General features: G+C 36.9%; 25 protein-coding genes. 20 read left to right on the top strand and 5 right to left on the bottom strand.

Annotated elements, in window-relative coordinates; all coding sequences use genetic code 11:
* Nucleotides 1-4: 4 nt before the first annotated feature.
* From FOL01_RS05250 to yidC, 20 genes are all read left to right on the top strand, one after another.
* Nucleotides 5-271: a hypothetical protein gene (locus FOL01_RS05250; protein WP_042493126.1), complete on the top strand. Its 267-nt coding sequence runs from the start codon at nt 5-7 to the stop codon at nt 269-271.
* Nucleotides 261-584, top strand: a complete 324-nt coding sequence (locus tag FOL01_RS05245; protein WP_075269681.1) for a phage holin, LLH family — start codon at nt 261-263, stop codon at nt 582-584. The genes FOL01_RS05250 and FOL01_RS05245 overlap by 11 nt, the downstream gene beginning before the upstream one ends.
* Nucleotides 577-1,134: a GH25 family lysozyme gene (locus FOL01_RS05240; protein ID WP_075269680.1), complete on the top strand. Its 558-nt coding sequence runs from the start codon at nt 577-579 to the stop codon at nt 1,132-1,134. The genes FOL01_RS05245 and FOL01_RS05240 overlap by 8 nt, the downstream gene beginning before the upstream one ends.
* On the top strand, nt 1,112-1,585 hold the full coding sequence (locus tag FOL01_RS05235; RefSeq protein ID WP_075269679.1) for a lytic exoenzyme target recognition domain-containing protein: 474 nt from the start codon (nt 1,112-1,114) through the stop codon (nt 1,583-1,585). Before FOL01_RS05240 ends, FOL01_RS05235 begins: the two co-directional genes overlap by 23 nt.
* A gap of 252 nt (nt 1,586-1,837) precedes the next feature.
* Nucleotides 1,838-2,884 carry an ABC transporter permease gene (locus FOL01_RS05230; protein ID WP_075269678.1) on the top strand — a complete coding sequence of 349 codons (1,047 nt, stop codon included), beginning with the start codon at nt 1,838-1,840 and terminating at the stop codon, nt 2,882-2,884.
* A gap of 4 nt (nt 2,885-2,888) precedes the next feature.
* Entirely contained in the window at nt 2,889-3,557 is a 669-nt protein-coding gene (locus FOL01_RS05225) for an ABC transporter ATP-binding protein (RefSeq protein WP_075269677.1), read from the top strand.
* Between the two features lie 310 nt (nt 3,558-3,867).
* The gene (locus FOL01_RS05220) at nt 3,868-4,338 is read left to right on the top strand and encodes a MarR family winged helix-turn-helix transcriptional regulator (protein WP_075269676.1); all 471 of its coding nucleotides are present in this window, start codon (nt 3,868-3,870) and stop codon (nt 4,336-4,338) included.
* Nucleotides 4,331-5,674, top strand: coding sequence for a dihydrolipoyl dehydrogenase family protein (locus FOL01_RS05215; RefSeq protein ID WP_075268882.1), 1,344 nt, complete (start codon nt 4,331-4,333; stop codon nt 5,672-5,674). The genes FOL01_RS05220 and FOL01_RS05215 overlap by 8 nt, the downstream gene beginning before the upstream one ends.
* Before the next feature lie 10 nt (nt 5,675-5,684).
* Entirely contained in the window at nt 5,685-6,620 is a 936-nt protein-coding gene (locus FOL01_RS05210; RefSeq protein ID WP_075268883.1) for an NADP-dependent oxidoreductase, read from the top strand.
* A gap of 33 nt (nt 6,621-6,653) precedes the next feature.
* Nucleotides 6,654-7,010, top strand: a complete 357-nt coding sequence (locus FOL01_RS05205) for a DUF1304 domain-containing protein (protein WP_042493117.1) — start codon at nt 6,654-6,656, stop codon at nt 7,008-7,010.
* A 300-nt stretch (nt 7,011-7,310) separates the two neighbouring features.
* The gene (gene mutM / locus FOL01_RS05200; RefSeq protein ID WP_075269675.1) at nt 7,311-8,147 is read left to right on the top strand and encodes a DNA-formamidopyrimidine glycosylase; all 837 of its coding nucleotides are present in this window, start codon (nt 7,311-7,313) and stop codon (nt 8,145-8,147) included.
* On the top strand, nt 8,147-8,746 hold the full coding sequence (gene coaE / locus FOL01_RS05195) for a dephospho-CoA kinase (RefSeq protein ID WP_075269674.1): 600 nt from the start codon (nt 8,147-8,149) through the stop codon (nt 8,744-8,746). Before mutM ends, coaE begins: the two co-directional genes overlap by 1 nt.
* An 18-nt stretch (nt 8,747-8,764) precedes the next feature.
* Nucleotides 8,765-10,111, top strand: a complete 1,347-nt coding sequence (locus FOL01_RS05190) for a replication initiation and membrane attachment family protein (protein ID WP_075269673.1) — start codon at nt 8,765-8,767, stop codon at nt 10,109-10,111.
* A gap of 3 nt (nt 10,112-10,114) precedes the next feature.
* Entirely contained in the window at nt 10,115-11,089 is a 975-nt protein-coding gene (gene dnaI, locus FOL01_RS05185; protein ID WP_075269672.1) for a primosomal protein DnaI, read from the top strand.
* Nucleotides 11,089-12,204, top strand: a complete 1,116-nt coding sequence (locus FOL01_RS05180; RefSeq protein WP_075269671.1) for a YibE/F family protein — start codon at nt 11,089-11,091, stop codon at nt 12,202-12,204. Before dnaI ends, FOL01_RS05180 begins: the two co-directional genes overlap by 1 nt.
* Nucleotides 12,201-12,977 (top strand): YibE/F family protein, encoded by a 777-nt coding sequence (locus tag FOL01_RS05175; RefSeq protein WP_075269670.1) that lies wholly within the window; start codon nt 12,201-12,203, stop codon nt 12,975-12,977. The genes FOL01_RS05180 and FOL01_RS05175 overlap by 4 nt, the downstream gene beginning before the upstream one ends.
* Nucleotides 12,978-13,068: 91 nt before the next feature.
* Complete coding sequence (locus tag FOL01_RS05170) at nt 13,069-13,758, top strand: response regulator transcription factor (RefSeq protein ID WP_075269669.1); 690 nt, start codon at nt 13,069-13,071, stop codon at nt 13,756-13,758.
* A 15-nt stretch (nt 13,759-13,773) separates the two neighbouring features.
* Nucleotides 13,774-15,252 (top strand): HAMP domain-containing sensor histidine kinase, encoded by a 1,479-nt coding sequence (locus FOL01_RS05165; protein ID WP_075269668.1) that lies wholly within the window; start codon nt 13,774-13,776, stop codon nt 15,250-15,252.
* 84 nt (nt 15,253-15,336) lie between these two features.
* Nucleotides 15,337-16,338 carry a nucleoid-associated protein gene (locus tag FOL01_RS05160; protein WP_075269667.1) on the top strand — a complete coding sequence of 334 codons (1,002 nt, stop codon included), beginning with the start codon at nt 15,337-15,339 and terminating at the stop codon, nt 16,336-16,338.
* Nucleotides 16,339-16,441: 103 nt separating this feature from the next.
* A complete protein-coding gene (gene yidC / locus FOL01_RS05155; protein ID WP_075269666.1) occupies nt 16,442-17,401 on the top strand; it encodes a membrane protein insertase YidC in 960 nt (319 codons plus the stop codon).
* A 44-nt stretch (nt 17,402-17,445) separates the two neighbouring features.
* Here yidC and FOL01_RS05150 read toward each other — a convergent pair whose 3' ends face one another.
* The 5 genes from FOL01_RS05150 to mvk form a co-directional block, all read right to left on the bottom strand.
* On the bottom strand, nt 17,446-18,003 hold the full coding sequence (locus FOL01_RS05150; RefSeq protein WP_237342611.1) for a TetR/AcrR family transcriptional regulator: 558 nt from the start codon (nt 18,001-18,003) through the stop codon (nt 17,446-17,448).
* 108 nt (nt 18,004-18,111) lie between these two features.
* The gene (gene fni, locus FOL01_RS05145) at nt 18,112-19,152 is read right to left on the bottom strand and encodes a type 2 isopentenyl-diphosphate Delta-isomerase (protein ID WP_075269665.1); all 1,041 of its coding nucleotides are present in this window, start codon (nt 19,150-19,152) and stop codon (nt 18,112-18,114) included.
* Nucleotides 19,153-19,158: 6 nt separating this feature from the next.
* On the bottom strand, nt 19,159-20,226 hold the full coding sequence (locus tag FOL01_RS05140; RefSeq protein ID WP_083603441.1) for a phosphomevalonate kinase: 1,068 nt from the start codon (nt 20,224-20,226) through the stop codon (nt 19,159-19,161).
* The gene (gene mvaD / locus FOL01_RS05135) at nt 20,223-21,203 is read right to left on the bottom strand and encodes a diphosphomevalonate decarboxylase (RefSeq protein ID WP_075269664.1); all 981 of its coding nucleotides are present in this window, start codon (nt 21,201-21,203) and stop codon (nt 20,223-20,225) included. The genes FOL01_RS05140 and mvaD overlap by 4 nt, the downstream gene beginning before the upstream one ends.
* A 17-nt stretch (nt 21,204-21,220) precedes the next feature.
* Nucleotides 21,221-22,159, bottom strand: coding sequence for a mevalonate kinase (gene mvk, locus FOL01_RS05130; protein WP_075269663.1), 939 nt, complete (start codon nt 22,157-22,159; stop codon nt 21,221-21,223).
* Nucleotides 22,160-22,372 lie beyond the last annotated feature (213 nt).

Here is a 22,372-nt window from a genome sequence, read left to right as displayed (position 1 = left end):
GTTAATGAGTCAAGCTACTTGGACAGCTTTATTGGGCTTTCTTTCCGCCTCAGTGGCTGGAGTGTTGGCCATTTGGAAAATGAATGTCGCTAAAACTGTCTCAGCTGATAAAGATTTTATTACGATGTATAACGAGTTGATGAAATCAAACAATAAGCTGATTGAACAAAATGCTGAACTAACAGCAGAATTGCAAAAAGCACATGCATCTATTGAAAAATTGACGCAACGCATTAAAGAATTGGAGGATAAGTTAGAAAATGAACATTAATCATATTAGTGAATGGGTGTTAGCTCTTTGGAGCACGGGAGTATTAACGGCAGTTGCACACGCAGCAAGCCGTTTTTTTGTTTCCCATACGAAAAATAAAAATTTGTTACTATTGAACGAGTGGGCAATGCAGGCGGTGCAATATGCAGAAACACATTTACAAGGATCAGCAGAAAAGAAACAATCTGCTTTGAATTTCTTAACTAACAAACTGAATGCTAATAAGCTAGGATTAAAATTTGATAGTAAGCAATTGGATGCAGTAATTGAATTGGCAGTTTCAACGTTACATGGAGGTAAGACTAATGACTAAATTTGAATTTAATGATGTGGCAAATTATCAACCCGATACATTGGCTTACTTCCAAGGATTGAAAGCTAAGGGCTCTGGTGCAGCAATTGTCAAAATTACACAGGGGACAGTCTACATTAACCCTAAAGCAACTAATCAAGTGAATCACGCTGATCAAGCAGGACTAAAAACTGCCGGTTATCATTACGCAATGTTTGGTGGCAATGTTGCAAATGCTCATGCTGAAGCTAAGTATTTCCTTACACAAGCAAAGGCACGACTAGCTAAGGGCTCAATCTTAGCATTAGATTATGAAGATGCTGCCACAACCGGTACCAATAAGAACGCCAATGCCAATGCAATTATTGCTTTTATGCAAGACGTTAAGAATGCTGGCTTTATTCCATGGTTCTACACTGGTAAGTACTTCATCAATGCACATGTTAACCATGCTGCCGTTAATAAAGCATTTCCTAATGTAACTTGGATAGCTGGTTATCCTGGCACGTCATATCCAGATTTTAACTACTTTCCATCTAGTAGACGGGGTGATTGCTTGGCAATACACTAACAATTGGAAGTCATTAGGACTGGACGGTTCAACATTGCTGCTTGATTGGTCAGAAAAAACTGTTCAGGCGCAAGCGACTACAAAACCAGGTACTAAGCCAACTGTGAATCAGCCCGATCAGGTCTTACATGTTGGTGAGCATTTCAAGGGTCGTCCTGCATATCGAGTAGATGCCATGAAATATGTCAATGGTATGTGGCAGGTTGTTAACTATGAACTTGCTGGCGGTAAGGATATCAATTGGATCACTAATGGACTAGGCGTTGCATCAGTCGATAAGGTCGACAAGAATGGTAAGAAAACTGCTGATCAAAAATTGGCAGTTGGCGATTATTTCCGACTACATTCTGATCGGATTGAAGTACTTGGTGTTGATAAGAACGGTATTGCATTTGGCACACGTTATGGCAACGTGTGGGAGGATGCAGGAACATTAACTGAAGTTAAGTAGTTAAACTGGTTAAAATTGACTGTTTTAAAATAAATGACCAACATTAATATTGGTCGCAGAATTAAGTCTTATTAGTCATGATGCAAGGTAGTTATTTATGTGGTGAAAATTTATGTTAAAATTAACTGTATATTATGTAATACCTATTCAGTTTCTTGTTTCCATTTAAATTTTTATTAAAATAATAAAACCTTTCTATCTGTAACGATTTATGTAACATACAAAATACAATTTAACAATTAGGAGATTACTATGTTTTTAGCCATTAAAGAAATGCTACATGAAAAGTTACGTTATAGCTTAATTATTGTACTAATATTTTTAGTTAGTTATCTGTTGATAATTCTTACTGGATTAGCTACTGGGCTATCTACGTTAAACAAATCTGCAGTTAATGAATGGCATGCGTCAAGCATTGTCTTAAATAGTGATTCTGAGGGTCGGTTACCCCAGTCGTTCCTTTCACAAGATAATATTAACAGGTTACCTAAAAATGGAACAAAAATTTCACAATATAGTATGCTTGTAAAGTCAAAAGGCGGGTTAAAAGAGAATGCTCAATTAATAGCGGTTGACCCACAATCATTCGTATATAAAAACCTTAAATCAACAAGTGGTAGTAAAAACATTAGCAAAAATTTTGGTTTAGTATCAGATAAACTAAAAGATGATGGATTTAAGATTGGAGATTACCTGACAGTTGCTAATTCCACAATGAAAATTAAAATTACAGGTTTTACTTCCAATGCAACTTTAAGTGCATTACCTGTTATTTATATTTCATCAGACACAATTCAACCCCTTAATAAGGGGGTAACAAATGCAGTGTTATTCAAAGATAAGTTAAAAAATTCAAAGATACCAAACGGTTTAAAACAATTAAATATCGAGACATTTATTAATAAATTGCCAGGTTATAGTGCACAACAACTTACCTTTAACTTTATGATTGGTTTCTTGTATATTATTATTTTGATTGTTATTTCTATTTTTTTATACATTCTCACTGTTCAAAAGTTACCCAACTTAGGAGTTTTGAAGGCACAGGGTGTTTCTACACAATATCTTATTTTGAGTACTTTATTTCAGTCACTTGTTATGTCAGTTGTGGGTGTTATCATAGCAATTACACTTGGTGAAATAACAGCTATGAGTCTTCCAAGTGAAGTGCCAATTGTCATTGATACGAACAATGTAGTTGTTACTGGATTAGGTATTGTTTTTATGTCGTTATTAGGTGCTCTAATACCTATCCGACAAATTGCAAAGATTGACCCTTACAAGATTATTGGAGGTTAACTTGATGTCAAAATTGATTTTTGATTCGGTAACAAAAGTTTTTGGAGAAGGAAGTAGCGAGTACGTAGCACTAGATAATATTAATTTCGAAGCAGAAAGTGGACAACTTATTCTGGTTGTGGGACCATCCGGTTCTGGGAAAACAACTTTTTTAACGATAGCTGGTGGACTACAAACTCCGACTGAAGGTAATGTAAAAATCAACAATACTAACATTACAAATTTATCGAAAAGACAACAAACCAATCTACGGCTTAAAAAAATAGGTTTTGTTTTACAATCTTATAACTTAGTGCCATTTTTAACTGTTGAAGAACAATTTAAATTCGTAGACAAAATAAATCAAAATAATCTTACAGAAAATAAAATGCATGAACTTCTTGAAGATTTAGAACTTTTACAGTTATTAAAAAAGTACCCTAATCAATTGTCTGGTGGTCAGAAACAACGTGTGGCAATTGCTAGAGCCTTATATACTGATCCTGAATATATTTTGGCAGATGAACCAACAGCTGCCTTAGACACAGAAAGATCTATGAAAGTGATCGAATTGTTGAAGAATTTAGCACACAAAAGAAATAAAATTATTATTGTTGTTACTCATGATTTAAGGTTAAAGGATATAGCGGACAGAGTTTATCAGATAATTGATGGGAAAATGACGATGCTTTAGATTTATTTCCGACTACATTCTGATCGGATTGAAGTACTTGGTGTTGATAAGAACGGAATTGCATTTGGCACACGTTATGGCAACGTGTCGGAGGATGCAGGAACATTAACTGAAGTTAAATAAAATCAAGCCCACTAGGTTATTCTGAAAGAATGACTTAGTGGGCTTTTTTTTATAAGAAGATATTAAATATCAGTATTTTTAGAAGAAATCAGATAAGCATTTTAAATAATTATAAGAACGGTTTGTTACAAAGTTGATATTGACGATTATGTCGTGTACGATATAATTATCAGAAAGGAGATCATATATGTCTAATAAAGATACACTGTATGATGAATTGTGTTTGTCTGTATATACTACAAATCGTTATTTTCATCATTTATATGGAGAGGTTCTAGGAGATTATGACTTGTCTTACTTGCAGTATATGTCATTGCTTATCGTCTATAAAAATAAATCTGCTAAGTTAATGGATGTCGGTAAAGCATTAGATCTATCAAGTAATACACTTACACCAGTAATTGATAGATTGGTTAGTAAAAAATGGCTTATCAAGGTACCTAGTGAAGTAGATCGACGTGTAAAATATTTAAAAATATCAGAATCAAAGCGTTTAGTTTTTGAACAAATATTATTGAATATTGCAATTATACGAGATGAATTGATTGCAACTAGTACCAAACCAGTATCTACAATTATTTCTGAAAATAAAGTTTTAAACGAGACATTACAGAAAATGATTTTAGCACGTAAATGGGAGAATCAATTAAATGGATAACTATGATGTAATATTTATTGGGAGTGGTCATGCAGCATGGCACGGAGCACAAACCTTATCAAGAGCTGGTAAAAGAGTTGCCTTGGTAGAAGAAAATAAAGTTGCTGGTACTTGTACCAACTTTGGATGTAACGCTAAAATCTTGCTAGATGGTCCAGCAGAATTAATCCATCATTTGCATCACTATCATGGAATAGGAATTGATGAAACACCAAATATTACTTGGCCAGAATTAATGGCATACAAACATAAGGTAATTGATCCGTTGTCCGAAGGCCTTGCACATATGCTTTCAGTAGATGGTATTGATATTATTTCAGGACATGCCAAATTTACGGATGTAAAAACATTGATGGTAAATGATATAACATACCAAGCAGATAAATTTGTTATTGCTACAGGACAAAAACCTGCAAAATTACCTATTCCTGGTAATGAATTATTACATGATAGTACTGATTTTTTGGAATTATCAGAAATGCCACATTCAATTGTGTTTATCGGTGCAGGGTATATTGCAATGGAATTTGCATCAATTGCTCGTGCTGCCGGTAGTGAGGTGACTATAGTTGAATATAGTGAGCATGCACTTTCTGGTTTTGATAGTGAATATTCGCAAGAAGTTGTGAGAGATATGATTAATAGGGGTATTAAATTTGACTTTAATCAACGTGTTTCTCAAGTAATTTCGACAGAAAATAATCAGTATATTCTTGAAACAGCTCAAGGAAAAAAGTACACGACTGAATACGTGATGGATACAACTGGACGTATACCTAATATTGAAAATCTTGGATTAGATGCTGCTAACGTTGAATATAATAATCATGGTGTCGTTGTTAACGACTATCTACAAACGTCTAATGTAAATATTTATGCTAGTGGCGACGTTATAGATAAATTAATACCACGCCTTACACCAACTGCAACGTTTGAATCAAACTACATTGCTAGAATTTTATTAGGTGATTCTAATCCTATAAAATATCCTGTTGTGCCATCGGTTGCGTTTACCCTGCCGCGATTAGCTCAAGTTGGTGTCACAGTTGGTATGGCAAAAAATGACCAACAATTAAAGATATACGAAATACCATATGGTAAACTTATGCGTTTTCAGACTTTGAATGATGAAAATGCCAAGATAAAAATTATTCTCAATAAAGACAAAAGATTAGTAGGTGCTTCGATAATTGGCGATTTCGCGCCAGAGATCATTAATGATCTTGTTCAGGTAATAAATCATCAATACACTTCTGAAGATATTCAAAATCAAATTTTTGCCTTTCCGACACATTCTGGTATCTTGTTGCCTATGATTGCCCAGTATTTAGCTTAGGAGAATAATAATGAAAGCAGCCATTATTAAAGAATATGGTGATGTAACTCAACTTGAGGTTACTGATATAGATAGGCCTATCCTAAAAGAGGATGAGGTGTTAGTAAAAAATTTTGCTAGTAGTATAAATCCGATTGATTATAAAGCTCGTCAAGGTTTACTTCAATCAATATTTAAATGGCAATTTCCAGTAGTATTAGGTTGGGACTTAGCTGGAAAAATTGTTGCTTTGGGAGATAAAGTACAAGGCTTTAAAATTGGAGATGAGGTATTTGCTCGGCCAGATATAGATCCTATTGGTACGAACGGATCTTATGCAGAATATACGGCTGTAAAAGAGGATAAACTAGCGTTGAAGCCTGAAAATATTAGTTTCGAAGAAGCAGCTGCAGTTCCTCTGGCAGGCTTAACAGCTTTACAAATGTTAAGACAACTCAATTTAGAAGCTGGTCAAAAAATACTTATCCAGGGTGGTGCAGGTGGCGTAGGTATCTTTGCAATCCAATTAGCAAAAATATTTGGCGCTTTTGTTGCTACTACTGCTAGTGAAAATAACACTGAATTTGTGAAGTCGTTAGGTGCGGATTTAGTAATAGACTATCATGAAAATACAATCACTGAAGTACTATCTGATTATGATGCTGTTTTAGACACGGTTAATGATATAGAGGGTGGTATTAGTATTCTTAAAACTGGTGGAAGTTTTGTAACGATTTCCGGTGCGTTGACTGAAGAACAAAAAGAGATGTCAGATAAGCATATAATGACTGGCTGGTTACAGCCAAATGGTGAAGACCTTAGTTTCTTAGGCAAACAAATTAGAAATAATAATTTGAAGATTGTGATTGATAGCACATATCCGCTTACAACTGAGGGAATACAATCTGCCCAAAAGCGTAGTGAAACACATCATGCTCGTGGAAAAGTTATTGTTAAGATAAAATGATGCACGTAATTTCTGTCACAGGAGAAAAAATTTATGATTGAAACTATTTTGATAGCTATTGTGAGCATTGAGGCAATAGGTATTATGATTTTAGAAATGTTTGGAGCGCCTAAACAACAAGCAAATGCATTTGAATTAGATGAATCTTTTGTTAAAATGCCTGAAGTTAAAACTTTATTAGCCAATCAAGGAATATATAATGGCCTTTTTGGTGCATTGATTATTGGTACACTCGTATTTTTAAAAGGGCCACAGCAAACAACAATGTTGGAATTAGAAATGTTGTTTGTGGTACTAGTAGCGATTTATGGTAGTCTAACAGCTGCTAAAAAAATACTCATCATACAAGGATTACCTGCTTTTTTAGCTTTTATGGTTTTAATCTTCTAATCCGAATTAGATAAAATTAAAGCTAGTGCAACTAGTATCATGAAATTCAGCACTAGTTATGAAACATGGCAAAGTGTAACAGTTACTAACTGAAGTTAAATAAAATCAAGCCCACTGAGCTATGCTAAATTGCATAACTTAGTGGGCTTTTTTTCATGTTTCGGATAAGATAGTATAATATTGTGTAGGACTAAAACAGATAAGGTTAAACTTAACACTACTATTACTAATAAAATAATAGTGATTGACAAAGTGATTGATTAAAATATAAATATTGATACAACGGGGTTTAAAAGAGATATGCCAGAGCTACCAGAAGTTGAAACTGTTCGCCGTGGATTGACCAATTTAGTTGCAGGTCGCACAGTTGAAAGTACAGAAGTTAGATGGGAAAAAATTGTTGGCGGTTTGACCGCAGAGGAGTTTGACCAAGCGTTATGCAACCAAACAATTCTAAAAATTGATCGTCGTGGGAAATATTTATTATTTAGATTTACTGGTGACATCACGATGGTCTCACATCTTAGAATGGAAGGATCATACTACACCGTACCTGCTGGGACAGAACCCGGTAAGCATGACTTAGTAACTTTCCATTTAGATCATGGTGTTGATTTATTTTACAGAGACACACGTAAGTTTGGTCGAATGAACGTTGTACCAAATGATCAGGTCATGACAGTTGCAGGGTTAGCAACAATCGGTCCTGAACCAACAGAGTCAGATTTGACGATAAATTATATGATTTCTGAATTTGGCAAGTCAAAAATGCACGTGAAGCCTTTTCTATTAAACCAAAATCATATTGCTGGACTGGGGAATATATACGTAGATGAGACTCTTTGGCAGTCAAAAATCCATCCCCTCACAGCAGCTAATCAATTAACAGTAGAAGAGTTAACAATTTTACGTAAGAACATCATTGCTGAACTAGCCAGAGCAACTGAACATCATGGAACGACTGTACACAGTTTTACAAATGTGTTTGGTAATGCTGGTGAATTCCAAAATGAATTACAGGTATATGGTCGTGTCGGCGAACCTTGCCTACGTTGTGGAACACCATTAATTAAAACTAAGGTTGCGCAACGAGGTACGACCTATTGCCCAGTTTGTCAGGTTGAAAGGACAAAATAATGTTTAAATTAGGTCTTACAGGTGGTATTGCTACCGGAAAAACAACGATTTCAAATTATTTAAAGTCAATCAATATTCCGGTATTAGATGCTGATGAGTATGCCAGAAAGGTTGTGGAACCAGGAACCCCTGGATTAGCTGAAATCACCAATACTTTTGGCGAGCAAATTTTACAGCCGGACGGTTCTTTAAATCGAAAACTTTTAGGACAAATTGTATTTAACGATTCGTCAGCACGTCAAACATTAAACGATATCACACATCCGCGTATTCAACAGATGATGGCGGATGAACTACATCGCCTAGCTGAACAACAAACACCTTTAGTTATTTTGGATATTCCGCTCTTGTTAGAAAATAATAATGTGGCTGGGGCAGATGCCGTCATGGTGGTGTCGATACCAGAATCATTACAATTAACGCGATTAATGCAACGGAATAATCTAACTGAAAAAGAGGCTCATGCCCGGATTTCAGCTCAGATGCCACTCGTTGAAAAGGAAAAATTAGCTGATTTTGTTATTGATAATTCAGGAACAATTTCAAATACGCAAAAGCAAGTGGAGAAGGTCATTCAGAAAATTAGACAGTCATTTTAGTCAGGGAGGCAGTGAATCATGGCAGATTTTTCTATACAGCAGCGCTATCGATTAATATATGATGAATCAATTGATATGACAGCTGTACGGTCATTAACTAAGGTTTACTTACCAATAATTGGTCGTGACGCATATACCCTTTATTTAGCATGGGGAACTGTTGGTGAAACAACAGAAGCCAAAAATAGACACGTTGATCTTTTAGATCAATTAGCAATGAGTCAACAATCATTTATGGTTGCTCGTAGTAAGTTAGAGGGGATGGGATTAGTTCGATCATATAAACAGACGACTAATTTTGGCACGCAATGGGTTTATCAGCTTTTTCCACCCATGGCAGTGCGGACTTTCCTATCTGATGCCTTGCTTTCTAGTCTCTTAGCGCATTATCTGGGTGATGAGTTGTTCAATGACTTAGTAACAGACGAATTACCAGAGTCACGTCAAATTTCTGGTGACAATGTATCAAAGACATTCTTTGACTTAGTAGGTCAGGAAAACTTTATTCATCGTAATCATGCACCTTTAACAATGGCTGATCATGATAAAAAATTGCCACATGATATTCGTGAGGCTGCGCAACCTTTGAATTTAGGACTAATGGCAGATATGTTGCAATCATATGGTATCAAGCAAAGAACGTTACGTGATAATGAAGTTGATTTAATGATTCAAAAAACATTATATGGGCTATCTGATCTTGAACTAGTTAGAGTTATCCAGGCAACAACATCACCAAATAAACAAATTGATTTAGTTGCTATCAAAAGGGCGTTAGAGGGTAACTTTAAACAATCACAGATTAGAGCAAAGACTGTTGAAACAAATCCTCAGCCAGGCACAGCGGAACAACCGCAAAGTAATGACGACGATCCGGCTACACGTTTGATTCACACTGCGCAAACTATGTCACCGCTACAATTCCTAAAGAATATGCGGCAAAAAGATAATGGGTTTGTAGCTGATAATGAGGTGAAGGCTATTTCAGATATTGCGAAAATGAACATTGTGACATCTGAGGTACTCAACATCGTATTATACGAATTAACGGTTATTGAGAAGAAAACAACGTTAAATAAAACGATTTTACAAACCCTTGTGAATGATTGGTCACAAAATCATGTCACTGATGCCCTTAGCGCGTTACAATATCTACAACGTCGATCGAAGAAGCAACAATCTCGACAGACAAAGCAATCACCTAAAAAGTGGTCGCGTCAAAATAATGCAAGTAAGCAAGAAACACGACCTGATTGGGAAAATCAACACGGTACTTCAATATCCAAAGCGGATGCTGCTTCAGCACGCGAAGCGCTAGCAGCAATGAGGGCTCGTCGTAAGCAAAATAATTCAGAGGAGAACTAAACGATGAGTGAAAAAGACTTTGAAAAGGAAACGTCAGACGCATCTCCAATGAATGTGGGGGATGCTTTACGTGACTTTATGGATCGAAAGCAATTAAATAGCCGCTATGAGGCTTTACAACATGAGGTTTTTAAGGACTCAGAAATTCGCCAATTTTTTAATGAATACAAGGAAAAACTATCACGTCAAATAATCTCGCGTGATTTTGCAGTCCTTTATGAATACTACTCACAACGAAATAATGCCAAAAACGGTAAACCCGTGGTACACAAAGGATATACACCTGCATTAACAGTTGCAGAAGGCCGAATTGTCATTATTTATGAGCCAGATGAAGAAACACTTTTAGCCCAACGCATGAGTATGCAGGCGCATCTAGTTAAATCAATCGGTATGCCAAAGTTAATTAAAAAGGCACGTCTAGATGATTTTTCTGATAATGATGAGGAACGTCTTGCAGCACTCACTGGTGTGCTAAATTTTATCAACAACTACACACAAGCACCGGATGATTATCATCGAGGCCTTTATATACATGGCTCATATGGTGTTGGTAAGACACACCTCATGGGTGCTATGGCAAATGAGTTAGCACTAGAGGGTATTCCGGTTACGCTTGTACATTTACCAAGCTTTGTTGTCGAAATTCGTGGGGCAATCGGTACGAACCAACAACCACAAGAGATGATCAATACGATTAAACAAGTGCCTATTCTTGTACTAGATGATATTGGAGCCGAATCGTTAACTGCTTGGGTTCGAGATGATATCTTAGGCGTTATTTTAGAGTATCGTATGCAGAATGAGCTAACGACTTTCTTTACTTCCAATTTCTCTATGCAACAACTTGAAAATGAGCATTTTACTGTCACAAAAGATGGGGCAGAACCGGTTAAAGCAGAACGGTTAATGCAACGAGTTAAGTTTCTATCAAAAGAAGTGCAAATGGCAGGAGAAAATCGACGGGAGTTTGATTAATGCAACAAAAGAACACAAGTCATATTATTCTGAAATTTCTCGTTGTGTTCATTTTAATGGTTGCCAGCTTCTTCCTCTTAAGGAACAATGCAAGTTGGTATCAAGAGCCCATCGGAGAAGTCACGAGTGTTAAGCAATTGTCGTCTCAAACACTACAAGACCAATATGGTAATAAAATTAAGCAGCATGATGAACGTGTGCGAGTCAAAATATTAAATACTGAGAAAAAGGACCAAAGTATCTCATTTAAAAATACTTATGACGATGCCATGGCCATTACACAACCATTACATCGCCATGATCAAGTATTCCTATCCAAGTCAGAAAACTCTTGGGGACTAAAAAACTTTAAGCGGGATACTTTTTGGATACCTATTTTAATTTTAGTGATTGGTGTGCTACTCATTACGACAGGAAAAGCTGGTATGATGATGACCATCTCACTTTTTGTAAATGTCGCTTTGTTCATCATCACGATATATCTAAACCTCATAACGAAGGATGCGAATATTTTTTGGCTATTTATCCTGTTTAGTCTTATTGCATCGGCAGTCACCCTGATGTTTGTTATGGGAGCCAAGAATCGCCTAACCTGGACTGTGCTATTGACTGTAATGACATCAACTACAGTCGCGATGTTAATCGGTGTGTTAGTATTTAATGTTACAAATGGAAAGGGGCTTCATTTTGAACTGATGTCCTTTATTACTCAGTTGCCACAGCCAATGTTCTTATCAATGACACTTGTTGGTGTTCTTGGTGCCGTCATGGATGAAGCAACAGACATGATTGCAACTTTATTCAGTGTCGAGCGTGAACATCCCAATATGGGACTAAAGGAATTACTAGTTACAGGACGTCATGTCGGTCAAGAGATTTTTGGTGCCTTAAGTAATACATTGTTCTTAATCTTTATCGCCGAGCAAATTCCGATGGCCGTTTTGTATCTTAGAAATGGTAATAACTGGGGATTCACTTATACGATGAATCTTTCGTTGGGGATGATTCAAACATTAATTAGTGCCATTGGTATTGTTCTAACAGTACCAGCCGGTATTTTTTGGGTCTGGATTCTTCATAAACGACAACAAAAAAAGGCAGGTATCCAATCATGAGTGTTTTGATGATGTTATCAGTTATTTTATTTGTCTTAATGTTAGCTATCGGTGGCATTAAGGGAATTGGTGTCTTTATTAGCTTGTGGATTAGTTTTGCAATTATGGTCGTGATGATCGTATTGATCAGTTTCCAGTTTAATGCTTTCTGGGTTCTGCTTATTGGCGGTGCCAGCTTATTGACAGTAACTGTTTTAAGTGCCAGTGCTGATGAACGAACGACTGCAATTGCCCTAATTGCCAGTCTTATCGTGATGTTCATCTTATTAGCTGTCATTTTACCCACTGAGCAAATCACAATTGCACAAGGCTTTTCAGAAGAAAACTCCGAGGATTTAGAAGGCTTGTCGCTAGCAATTAATATTGACTTTGGTACGTTAGGGATAGTTGCTGCGCTATTAGCTACTTTGGGTGCAATTGCCGAGGCATCGGTTGCCATTGCAACAGGTATTGGTGAATTACTAAATAGTAAGCCATCGCTTAAGAATAAAGAATTAATTAATGTCGGGCAGATACTTGGGAAGCAAATAATCGGTACTGCTGTTAATACCGTACTCTTTGGATTTTTAGCAGACTTTCTGAGTTTAGCGGTATTGTTTAGTAAATTGAAGTACAGTTTCGTTGAAGTTATCAACTCAAAATTATTTACGTCATCAATGTTGTCACTTTTGTATGCGTTACTAGGTGTCATCATTACGCTACCAATCACAATCGGTATCTTTTTGCTGTATCAAAAACACCAAAAAGTCGATTATAATAGGGAAGAGCTATGATTTATTAGAAAATCATGGTATGATTGGAGTAAATATGTCAGGATAATAAATGACATGATAGCCTGTAAGAAAGTAACCAGAGGTATAACGTATGAGTAGTGTGCTTGTGATTGAAGATGAAGAAAACTTGGCTCGTTTTGTTGAGCTAGAGCTACAACATGAGGGATATGATACCCATGTTGAAGATAATGGACGTAGTGGGTTAGACATCGCCTTAGCAAATGATTTTGATTTGATTTTGCTTGACTTAATGTTGCCAGAATTAAGTGGTTTAGAAGTTGCTCGTCGTTTACGTGAAGAAAAAAATACACCAATTATCATGATGACAGCGCGTGATTCTGTTATTGATCGCGTATCAGGATTAGATTATGGTGCAGACGATTATGTTGTTAAGCCATTTGCAATAGAAGAACTATTAGCACGTGTTCGTGCACTACTTCGTCGCATTGACATTGAAACCGAAGAACACAGCACACATCAAAGTGTTGTTCGTTATCGTGATTTAACAGTTGAAAAAGAAAACCGTATTGCTCGTCGAGGCAATGAAATCATTAACTTGACGAAACGTGAATATGAACTATTGTTGATCCTAATGGAAAACATTAATGTTGTTCAATCACGTGAAGAGTTACTTAAGAAGGTTTGGGGATATGATTCAGAAATCGAGACTAACGTTGTCGATGTTTATATCCGTTATCTTCGTAACAAAATTGATCAACCTGATTCAAGAGCATCATATATCCAAACAGTTCGTGGTACTGGATACGTTATGCGCCAGTAATTTGGAGGGACTTTAATGGATAGGCAATCATCCGTTATTAAAAAAACACCACAACGTAGAGGCCTTTCTTTAAAGTGGAAGTGGGCGCTCGGATCTGTTGCTGGTGTTTTTTTAATATTTATTATATTTACATGGTTTGTGATGCAGGCGTTCGCTACACAAATGATGGACACTGAAAAACAGCAAGTCTCGAGTTCGCTAAATGCTGTAACTAATCGACTAGAACACATTAATGAATCTCAGATGTTGCCTGCTGAAATTGATAAATTGTTACGTCCAGACAGTACTAATTTTGATCAGGTAGTCAACGATCCTGTCCTTCAGCAAATTGCTCGAAAAGATTATACAGTCCGTGTGTACAATGAAAATGGTGCCCAAATATACCCAGAAAAAGGGGCCAAAATAGCGTTTCATGAAACAAAGAAACGAGTTATTAAAACAGAGCGTGTTCAAGGTGTAAAGATGTTAGTCGGTCGTGAGGAATTGCGTGATGATAATCATCAGATTATCGGGCACGTTACTGTTGAAAATCATTTAACTGGCTACCATAAAACCTTTAACCGAGTCTATGCAATAATCGCCATTCTAATTGTATTAGGGCTATTTCTCATAGCATTATGGGGGTACTGGTTATCTGGTTTCTTCTTACGGCCAATTGACAATATCAAAAAGACCGTCGACACAATCAACCGTGACCCACAAGCTCAGGTACGTGTGGTAAATGAAGAACGTACACCTGACGAACTAACCGATCTATCAAATTTGTTAAATACGATGCTAGATCGCATGCAACGATTTATCTTACAGCAGCATCAATTCGTGGAAGATGTTTCTCATGAATTGCGAACACCTGTTGCCATTGTAAAAGGTCATATGGAGTTACTAAACCGTTGGGGAAAAGATGATCCAAAGGTATTAGATGAGTCAATCACTGCATCGTTGAAAGAGATTAGCAGAATGGAAGTTCTCGTATCTGAGATGTTAGACTTAACTCGTGCTGACCAAGTAGAATTAACTTTCCGCGATGGTGACACTGATGCACAAGAATTGATAAATGGTATTTATACTAACTTTAAGATGATTCATCCAGATTTCACATTTCTAATTGATGATGACTTAAAAGGCCCCACAATTGTTAACATGAATCGCGATCATCTTGAGCAAATATTGATTATTTTGTCGGATAATGCTGTGAAATATAGTCAGGAACGCAAAGAAATTCATTTTGCTGCATCTCGTTCAGGAAATGTTGTTGAGCTAGCTGTGCAGGACTTTGGTGAAGGAATCAACCCTGAAGATGCAAGCCATGTCTTTGACAGATTCTATCGTGTTGATAAAGCACGATCTCGTAAACAAGGTGGTAATGGTTTGGGGTTGAGTATTGCTCAAAAACTGGTTGAAGGCTATGGTGGTCATATTCAACTTGAATCAGCAATTGGACAAGGTTCAATTTTCAGAATTACGTTACCAATAAAGCAAAAAGATCAAAATTAAAGAAAAAAGTAGGGCAGGATAGTGACAGAAGCAAGATTTCTTATCTCTATTTAACCTACTTTTTTATTGTGAAGGATAACTAATATGATTATAAAACACGTCATTTTACACGTTTTAGATAAAAATAGCGGTAATTTGATTGCTTCTCAAAATGAATTGGATTTAAATCAACCCAATTTACATGAATACATTGAAAAGTTAATTGAAAAATTTGGAAATAGTGACTACAAAGTCGGTCAATTGACCGACAATGATGCAATTGGTTCGATTGTATCAGATAACGACCCACGTTCGTTTTCTGAAAAAGCAACATTCTTAGCTGAACAGTTGTTTGATATTATTTCTCCAAGCGAATCGATCCCTGCTGGTGATTTACTAGTTGTTGAATTTTCAGAAGGAGAAGATGACTTTTTCGGTATCTTGAAATTAAATTTCACGCCAAGATACACGCATGCTGTTGAATATCAGGATGATAAGTTAATCAATAATCTGGTATTAAATCAAGCGGTGTTACCGGCTGCTACTCAGACAGTCGATGAGGGTGTCATCATTAATTTAATGTCTGGTACTTATAGATTAATCGAGAAACGTTATTTGATTGACGGCCATCGTGTTAATTATTTTTCAGAAAAGTTTTTGCAACTTTCACCAGAAAATTCAACCAAAGATAATATCCAGGTGATTAAACAGGCTGTTAAATCAGTGGCTGGTAAGTTTGATCTACCTGAACATGAAGTCTTAGCGGATACACAAAACTCCATTTTTGATACTGTTCAAGATGATGGTGAAATTAATACTGCTGCGATTGCTGAATCGGTCTTTAACGGGAATACTTCAGCGCAGCAGGCATATCAAGAGATTATCGATAATAAACATTTGAACACAGATATTAGTGTGCCAAACACTGAGAAAATTGAAAAGAAATACCGCTTACAACGTTTTAAACTTGATTCAGGTATTGAAATATCTATTCCAATGGATATTTATCAAGACAAAAACAAAGTTGAATTTATTAACAAACCAGATGGTACGATGTCGCTAGTTATTAAAGACATTGAATCAGTTATTAATAAATTTAGCTCATAATTTTATCCTAAATTTTAGGACTAATTAAAGAATTACAACATATATTATGTTTCGTGATATAATTATTACTTGAAAAAATGAAATAGGTAGGATGACATACTCCATGAAAATTAAAGGTTTAACACCAATATTATTAATCGTGCTAGTCGTTTTGTTCGTTACGGGACACGCAGATTTCCTGAAGGGTCCTTTGGCTGACTTTATGAGCTGGTCAGAATCAACAATTGGGGGAGTAAATGCAGTTGGCTGGTCAATTATTATTTTGACTTTGGTAGTACGATTGATTTTGTTACCAATGATGGTACATCAACAACGTAATGCCACGATTCAGCAAGAAAAGATGCGTTTACTGCAACCACAACTAAAAAAGGTGCAAGATGCACAAAAAAATGCGCAAACGCAAGAAGAACAAATGTTAGCTTCACAAGCAATGATGACAATCTATCGTGAAAATAATGTCTCTTTGCTAGGTGGTATGAACTTTGCAACATTGATTATTCAATGGCCAGTATTTATGGGTCTATATGCAGCCATTAGAACTTCTAATGACATTGCTAATGCGTCATTCTTTGGTATTAGCCTTTCATCACATGCGCCTGTCCTAGCAATTGCTACGGCTATTGCATATGGTGTCCAAGCATATCTATCGATGATTGGTATTCCTGCAGAGCAAAAGAAACAGATGCAAATGATGATGTATGTTATGCCAATTATGATGTTGTTCATGACTTGGGTAACTAACGCTGGTATTGCGCTATACTTCTTTGCTGGTGCATTAGTTATGATTTTGCAAACATTGATTATCATTGTTTGGCGTCCAAAGCTAAAAGCACAAGTTGCTGAAACATTTGAAGTTAAAGATGTCGCTGATGATGCTTTAGCTGGCAAGATTAAGTCAAAGCCCACAGGAAAGTTTGCTGAAGCCATGCAAGCTGCTCAAGAGCAGCAACAACAGCAACAGCAACAACAGGGTGCTGATCGTAAGGATATTACTAAATCAGCGCAAGAGCGTCAGAGTAACTCAAAAGGCGGTCGTAACGCTGGTAAACAACAACGAAAATAACATAATAAAAAGACTTGATGGCATACATTCATCAAGTCTTTTTATTATGGTTGAATATTTGCATGTTGCGCAGTTGTCATTTCATTGGCGATTTCTACCATTTGATCAATCGATTCATGGGCACCAGTTGCAATCCAACGAATAGCTAATGCAAGCATACCAGATGCAGTAAAGTCAGAAACGTAATCAATTGAACGATTGAAAGAAACCTTACTTTGCAGTAATTCGGCATATAATCCGTGTAGAATATCACGTAATGGTGGGTAGAACTGTTCACGTAAACCAGCATTAAGCAAGACAGCGATAGCGATACCATTCGCTTTGACAAAGCCAAAAAATGCTCGTGAAATTTCATTAGTATCTAGGGGTAATGAAGCAGCCTCTGTTTCAAAATCTTGCGTTAATTGGACAACAATAGCTTTAATGACTGCTTCTTTTGTACCAAAGTGGCGATAGAAAGCCATCCGTGACACGCCTGCCTTACGGGTGATCTCGGTAACCGCAAGTTGGTCATAGGATTGACTTTGCAACAATGTCAGCGTTGCGTCAATGATTTGTTCGTCAGTTTTTTGACGAATGCTTTCTGTTAACATATTTTTCATATCTTAATTCTACGCCTTTGCATGTAAATTAGGTGACAGATTAGATAAATTGAAGATTCATTTTAAAGGTTTAAGAAAACCTTTGCAAACACTACCAAAACGTTAAATTTATAATTTCCGTTGATTTTTGTAATTTTGAAGTTCTGTTGAGAGAACATAGGGGACATTGACCAAATCATCTGCAGAACGTGCCCCAACAAGCGCATACAATTCAGTCAATTGCTGTTGCCAATGTGTAATTTCATTGACTAGACCAGCTGTACCATCTTGAAGAGTTGTGTGAAGAAAGTGTCCCGCAATTCCAACGGCTTTAGCACCTAATATCTGTGCTTTAAGTATATCTAATGGGTTTTGAATACCACCAGTTGCAAAAATAGTTGGTTTTTGTTTGAGAGACTGTGCTTCCAATAAACTTTCGGCCGTTGTTTGACCCCAATCATATAGGAAGTCATAGTTAAAATCTTTATCTCGGTACCGACGATTTTCAATAACAGCAAAATTTGTACCTGAGCGTCCGCCTAAGTTAACGTATTTTGCACCACAATTATACAATTTTTTAATAGTTGCCGCGTCCATACCAAAACCGACTTCTTTAATAATAACGGGCACTGAAACTGTTTGAATAATGTCAATGATGTTATCAAGCCATAAGAAGTTTTGATCACCCTCGGGCATAACAACTTCCTGCGCCACGTTAACATGGACTTCAAGGGCATTAGCACCAATCATCTCAACAACTTGTTGCGCTGACCGTGCTGTATGACCTGCACCAATATTGGCCATAATAAATCCATCGGGATTTACTTTACGGGCGATGGTGAAGGTTTCGATAGCATGAGGATCTTTTAAAGCCACGCTCTGAGAACCAACGGCCATTGCGATACCTGTTTCCTTAGCTGCCTCTGCCAGTTGTTCATTAATTCGACCGGTACGAGTACTACCACCAGTCATTGCTTCAATGTAAAAAGGGGTAGCAAAATTAAATTTTGCATCCCTAATCGTTGTTGAAACATCACTAATTTTTATCTCTGGTAAGCTTTGGTGAATCAGGCGAACTTGTTCTAATGATGACACCGGTTGCTGCCTGCGATATTCTGCTTCAGCCAATGCCAGATGTTCATCTTTACGATGTGCGTGCGCTGATTCCATAATACTTTATTCTCCTAATGATGCAATTTTTAATGGCAAAGGAATGATTCCTTCATCACGCCAATTTTGGCGAAGCTGGTCAGCTTTTTCAGCATCGTCTGTGACAGCGATAACATTATCGCCACCACCAGCTCCTGAAACCTTTGCTGGGATACCAACAAGTGTGGCTGTAAAAATAGCGTTTGATAAATTCTCCGTCAAATAGTTAATACCCACACGTTGCGTATAATCCATTAAGAACGTTAGATTATAAAAAATGTTGGCATCAATTAACGAATAATCTTTATTACTGATACCCAGGCTAATTTCCGCAATCACGTCTTTCGTATTTAACGCTAGCATTTCTTTAGCTTTCGCTTTTTCTTCCGAAGATACTTCATTAAGCAATTTCTGAGTATCGGCGGCTTCCCCAGTCCAGCCAACCAAAAGTTGCCATTCTGAAGGCCAAGTTAATTGTTTAACTTCTAAATATGGCCAAGATGTATTGACTATTGTCTGATAATCAGTATGCTGTTGTAGCAACTGCTTCACAAAATTATCATCAAACTTACGATAGGCGATTATCCCACCATAAGTTGCGACAGCTATATCTCCCATTGAACCCTTATCAAAGTGGGGGAGACTTAACATAATTATCGCACCAAGTTTAAATTGTTGTTCCTTAGTCATACTAATATCAAACAACTTATGAAACGCCTTAATAATCGACATGACGACAGCAGCTGAAGAACCTAATCCTAGTTTTTTGCCCTCAAAAGTAAGGTCACTTGTGAGAGTTACTTTAATACCAGATAAGTTCTTGACGTCATTCATATGGCATTTATACAGTACTTGAATTGTCCGTACAACCAATTCCCAGTCATCTGGACAAGACACTTGTTCCAATTGCTCTACTGAAACAGTAAATTTTCCTAAATGATCACTATTTAATTGAATTTCCTGAATATCAAGAGCTTCAACCGTGGCTGTAACGTACTTATCAACGGCAAAAACAATTGCACTTTGATTAGGTAGAGTAATTGCGTATTCACCAGCAAGGTATAATTTACCTGGCGCTTGAGCAGTTGCTATCATATTTTATCTCCTGAAGTAACTTTGATTCCCGGTCCGGGACTAGCAATAATAATCTGTGAACTTGTCACGACGTCGGTGAGTGCTTTCTTTATAATTGAGGTATCTTCAGGTCGAGAAATTAATTTTACATTAGGTCCTGCATCCATAGTTGCATAGACAGGTATGCCTTGGTTTCTTAATTCTTGAGCAATCATAATAACTTGCCAACTTTTATCAGTTAAGTAGTTGAAAGGGGGAACAGACGTCGCATTCATAGCATGCATCTGCAAAGCATTTGCTTCGGCAAGTTCACCCAATTTTACTAAATCATGTTGCTGAATTGCTGAAATCATGTCAGCTACCTGACTATTTGCCAGTTTTACCCATACCTTGTAAAAAGGAGCAGTATTTTTGGCATGTTGCATCCCTAAACGTGACCCAACTTTTTTAGGTTGATCGTTAATTATCACCGTCATTAATTGAATCGGCCAGTCGACTTTCTCAAATATTGGTGTTGCGAACGAGGTTCGATCATCACCAGGCACCCAATTTGCGAAACCACCAAATATTGATCTTGTTGCCGAACCAGAACCATGACGCGCTAATCTTGATAACTCTGTCACACTTAAATCTAATCCCGCAGCTTTACTAGCCGCACCCGCTAAAGCGGCAAAGGCAGAGGCAGATGATGCTAATCCGGCTGCGGTAGGGACATTATTAGTAGAAATAATATACGCTTTATCATTAAAGCCAGCCATATCTCGGACGATATTTAAAAATCGACTAACTTTTTGAGCTGCAGTACCAGAAATCGTTTCACCGTCAAGAACTAATTGATCACTTGCTAACGTTTTATCAAACCAGACAGTTGTATCTGTATAAAACTCATTTAGAGTTAATGAAATTGAAGTCGTTGTAGGTGTAATAATTGCTTCATCTACTTTGCCCCAATACTTTAATAATGCAATATTTGTATGCGCCCGAGCAGTGTAATGCATGATAAATGCTCCTCAAACTATTTGTTATTGGTATAATTTTGTGTCCAAACTTCTTGTGCACCAGCATCTTCTAACGCCTTAATTACGCGAGTGGTTTGCTCACCATTCGTCGTAAGCGCAATCATAGTGCCACCAACACCGCCACCAGTTAATTTGGCTCCGAGAGCACCTGCATGACGTGCCGCATTAATAAGTTCATCTAATTTTGGATGAGAAATACCTAGGGCAGATAAATGGCTTTGCGCTTCATTCATATAATTACCTATTTTAACTAAGTTATTTTCAGCAATTGCTGTTCGCGTACTTTTAGCGATTTCACCAATTTGATCAATATGGTGTTGTCCAGTTTCAGGGTCATTTGTCAAATTTTCACGAACAACTGAAATAGCTAATCCAGTTTGTCCTTGAATACCAGTATCAGCTAAAATTAGCGTACCATCTAGTGACATATCAATCTTTTCAGGTTGTTGCCCTTTAATAAACCAAACCGCTTCATCATGTGCTGCTGTAGCAGTATCTAAGCCAGAAGGTGATCCATGTGTAATAGACTCTTCAATACTTGCCCAACGTTGCAAATCTTGCTTGGGTAATGGCTCATCAAAAAAATTAAAAAATGCTCGAACAATGGCAATTGCCGTTGCCGCTGATGAGCCCATTCCACGTTCTTGAGGAATATTTGAAGTAATTGTCATTGTAAAGGGCATTTCATCTGCTCTAAAATGCTTCAATAACCGATTAATAAGTTGGCGAATACCTTCGTAGACTTCGGCCATTGCTACTAATGGTCCCTGATAGGCCTTTGACAATACAACTTGTCCGGCTTCACGTGATTCGATTTTCACAGTCATTGCCAAATCCGTTAAAGGAAGTGCAATAGCTGGCTGGCCGTAAACGACCGCATGTTCGCCAAGTAAAATAACTTTGGCATGGCTTACGCCAATTCCTGGTTTTTTCACTTTGAAATTACCAATCCATTCTATTCTTTATTTTAGCTTTCTTAATCATACCAAATTAAGTGATTAATTACACCCTAGATATTACGATTCCAAACTTAAAAATTATTATAATCGTTAGTTTTAAAATATTCTTAACAGTTAATCTTTGATATGTTTTATATGTTTAGAAAATCACATAGTGACAGTCTATCTAAATTTCATTAGATTAATATG

The organism is Weissella thailandensis, from assembly GCF_001932615.1.
Lineage (GTDB): Bacteria > Bacillota > Bacilli > Lactobacillales > Lactobacillaceae > Weissella > Weissella thailandensis.
The sequence above is the reverse complement of the archived record's forward strand: the minus strand, read 5'-3'. Positions and strand labels throughout refer to the sequence as shown.

Excerpts from the sequence above, each read along its gene's own strand:
- FOL01_RS05250 (WP_042493126.1), top strand. The coding sequence starts at position 5 with ATGAGTCAAGCTACTTGGACAGCTTTATTGGGCTTTCTTTCCGCCTCA.
- FOL01_RS05245 (WP_075269681.1), top strand. The coding sequence starts at position 261 with ATGAACATTAATCATATTAGTGAATGGGTGTTAGCTCTTTGGAGCACG.
- FOL01_RS05240 (WP_075269680.1), top strand. The coding sequence starts at position 577 with ATGACTAAATTTGAATTTAATGATGTGGCAAATTATCAACCCGATACA.
- FOL01_RS05230 (WP_075269678.1), top strand. The coding sequence starts at position 1,838 with ATGTTTTTAGCCATTAAAGAAATGCTACATGAAAAGTTACGTTATAGC.
- FOL01_RS05225 (WP_075269677.1), top strand. The coding sequence starts at position 2,889 with ATGTCAAAATTGATTTTTGATTCGGTAACAAAAGTTTTTGGAGAAGGA.
- FOL01_RS05220 (WP_075269676.1), top strand. The coding sequence starts at position 3,868 with ATGTCTAATAAAGATACACTGTATGATGAATTGTGTTTGTCTGTATAT.
- FOL01_RS05215 (WP_075268882.1), top strand. The coding sequence starts at position 4,331 with ATGGATAACTATGATGTAATATTTATTGGGAGTGGTCATGCAGCATGG.
- FOL01_RS05210 (WP_075268883.1), top strand. The coding sequence starts at position 5,685 with ATGAAAGCAGCCATTATTAAAGAATATGGTGATGTAACTCAACTTGAG.
- FOL01_RS05205 (WP_042493117.1), top strand. The coding sequence starts at position 6,654 with ATGATTGAAACTATTTTGATAGCTATTGTGAGCATTGAGGCAATAGGT.
- mutM (WP_075269675.1), top strand. The coding sequence starts at position 7,311 with ATGCCAGAGCTACCAGAAGTTGAAACTGTTCGCCGTGGATTGACCAAT.
- coaE (WP_075269674.1), top strand. The coding sequence starts at position 8,147 with ATGTTTAAATTAGGTCTTACAGGTGGTATTGCTACCGGAAAAACAACG.
- FOL01_RS05190 (WP_075269673.1), top strand. The coding sequence starts at position 8,765 with ATGGCAGATTTTTCTATACAGCAGCGCTATCGATTAATATATGATGAA.
- dnaI (WP_075269672.1), top strand. The coding sequence starts at position 10,115 with ATGAGTGAAAAAGACTTTGAAAAGGAAACGTCAGACGCATCTCCAATG.
- FOL01_RS05180 (WP_075269671.1), top strand. The coding sequence starts at position 11,089 with ATGCAACAAAAGAACACAAGTCATATTATTCTGAAATTTCTCGTTGTG.
- FOL01_RS05175 (WP_075269670.1), top strand. The coding sequence starts at position 12,201 with ATGAGTGTTTTGATGATGTTATCAGTTATTTTATTTGTCTTAATGTTA.
- FOL01_RS05170 (WP_075269669.1), top strand. The coding sequence starts at position 13,069 with ATGAGTAGTGTGCTTGTGATTGAAGATGAAGAAAACTTGGCTCGTTTT.
- FOL01_RS05165 (WP_075269668.1), top strand. The coding sequence starts at position 13,774 with ATGGATAGGCAATCATCCGTTATTAAAAAAACACCACAACGTAGAGGC.
- FOL01_RS05160 (WP_075269667.1), top strand. The coding sequence starts at position 15,337 with ATGATTATAAAACACGTCATTTTACACGTTTTAGATAAAAATAGCGGT.
- yidC (WP_075269666.1), top strand. The coding sequence starts at position 16,442 with ATGAAAATTAAAGGTTTAACACCAATATTATTAATCGTGCTAGTCGTT.
- FOL01_RS05150 (WP_237342611.1), bottom strand. The coding sequence starts at position 18,003 with ATGAAAAATATGTTAACAGAAAGCATTCGTCAAAAAACTGACGAACAA.
- fni (WP_075269665.1), bottom strand. The coding sequence starts at position 19,152 with ATGGAATCAGCGCACGCACATCGTAAAGATGAACATCTGGCATTGGCT.
- FOL01_RS05140 (WP_083603441.1), bottom strand. The coding sequence starts at position 20,226 with ATGATAGCAACTGCTCAAGCGCCAGGTAAATTATACCTTGCTGGTGAA.
- mvaD (WP_075269664.1), bottom strand. The coding sequence starts at position 21,203 with ATGCATTACACTGCTCGGGCGCATACAAATATTGCATTATTAAAGTAT.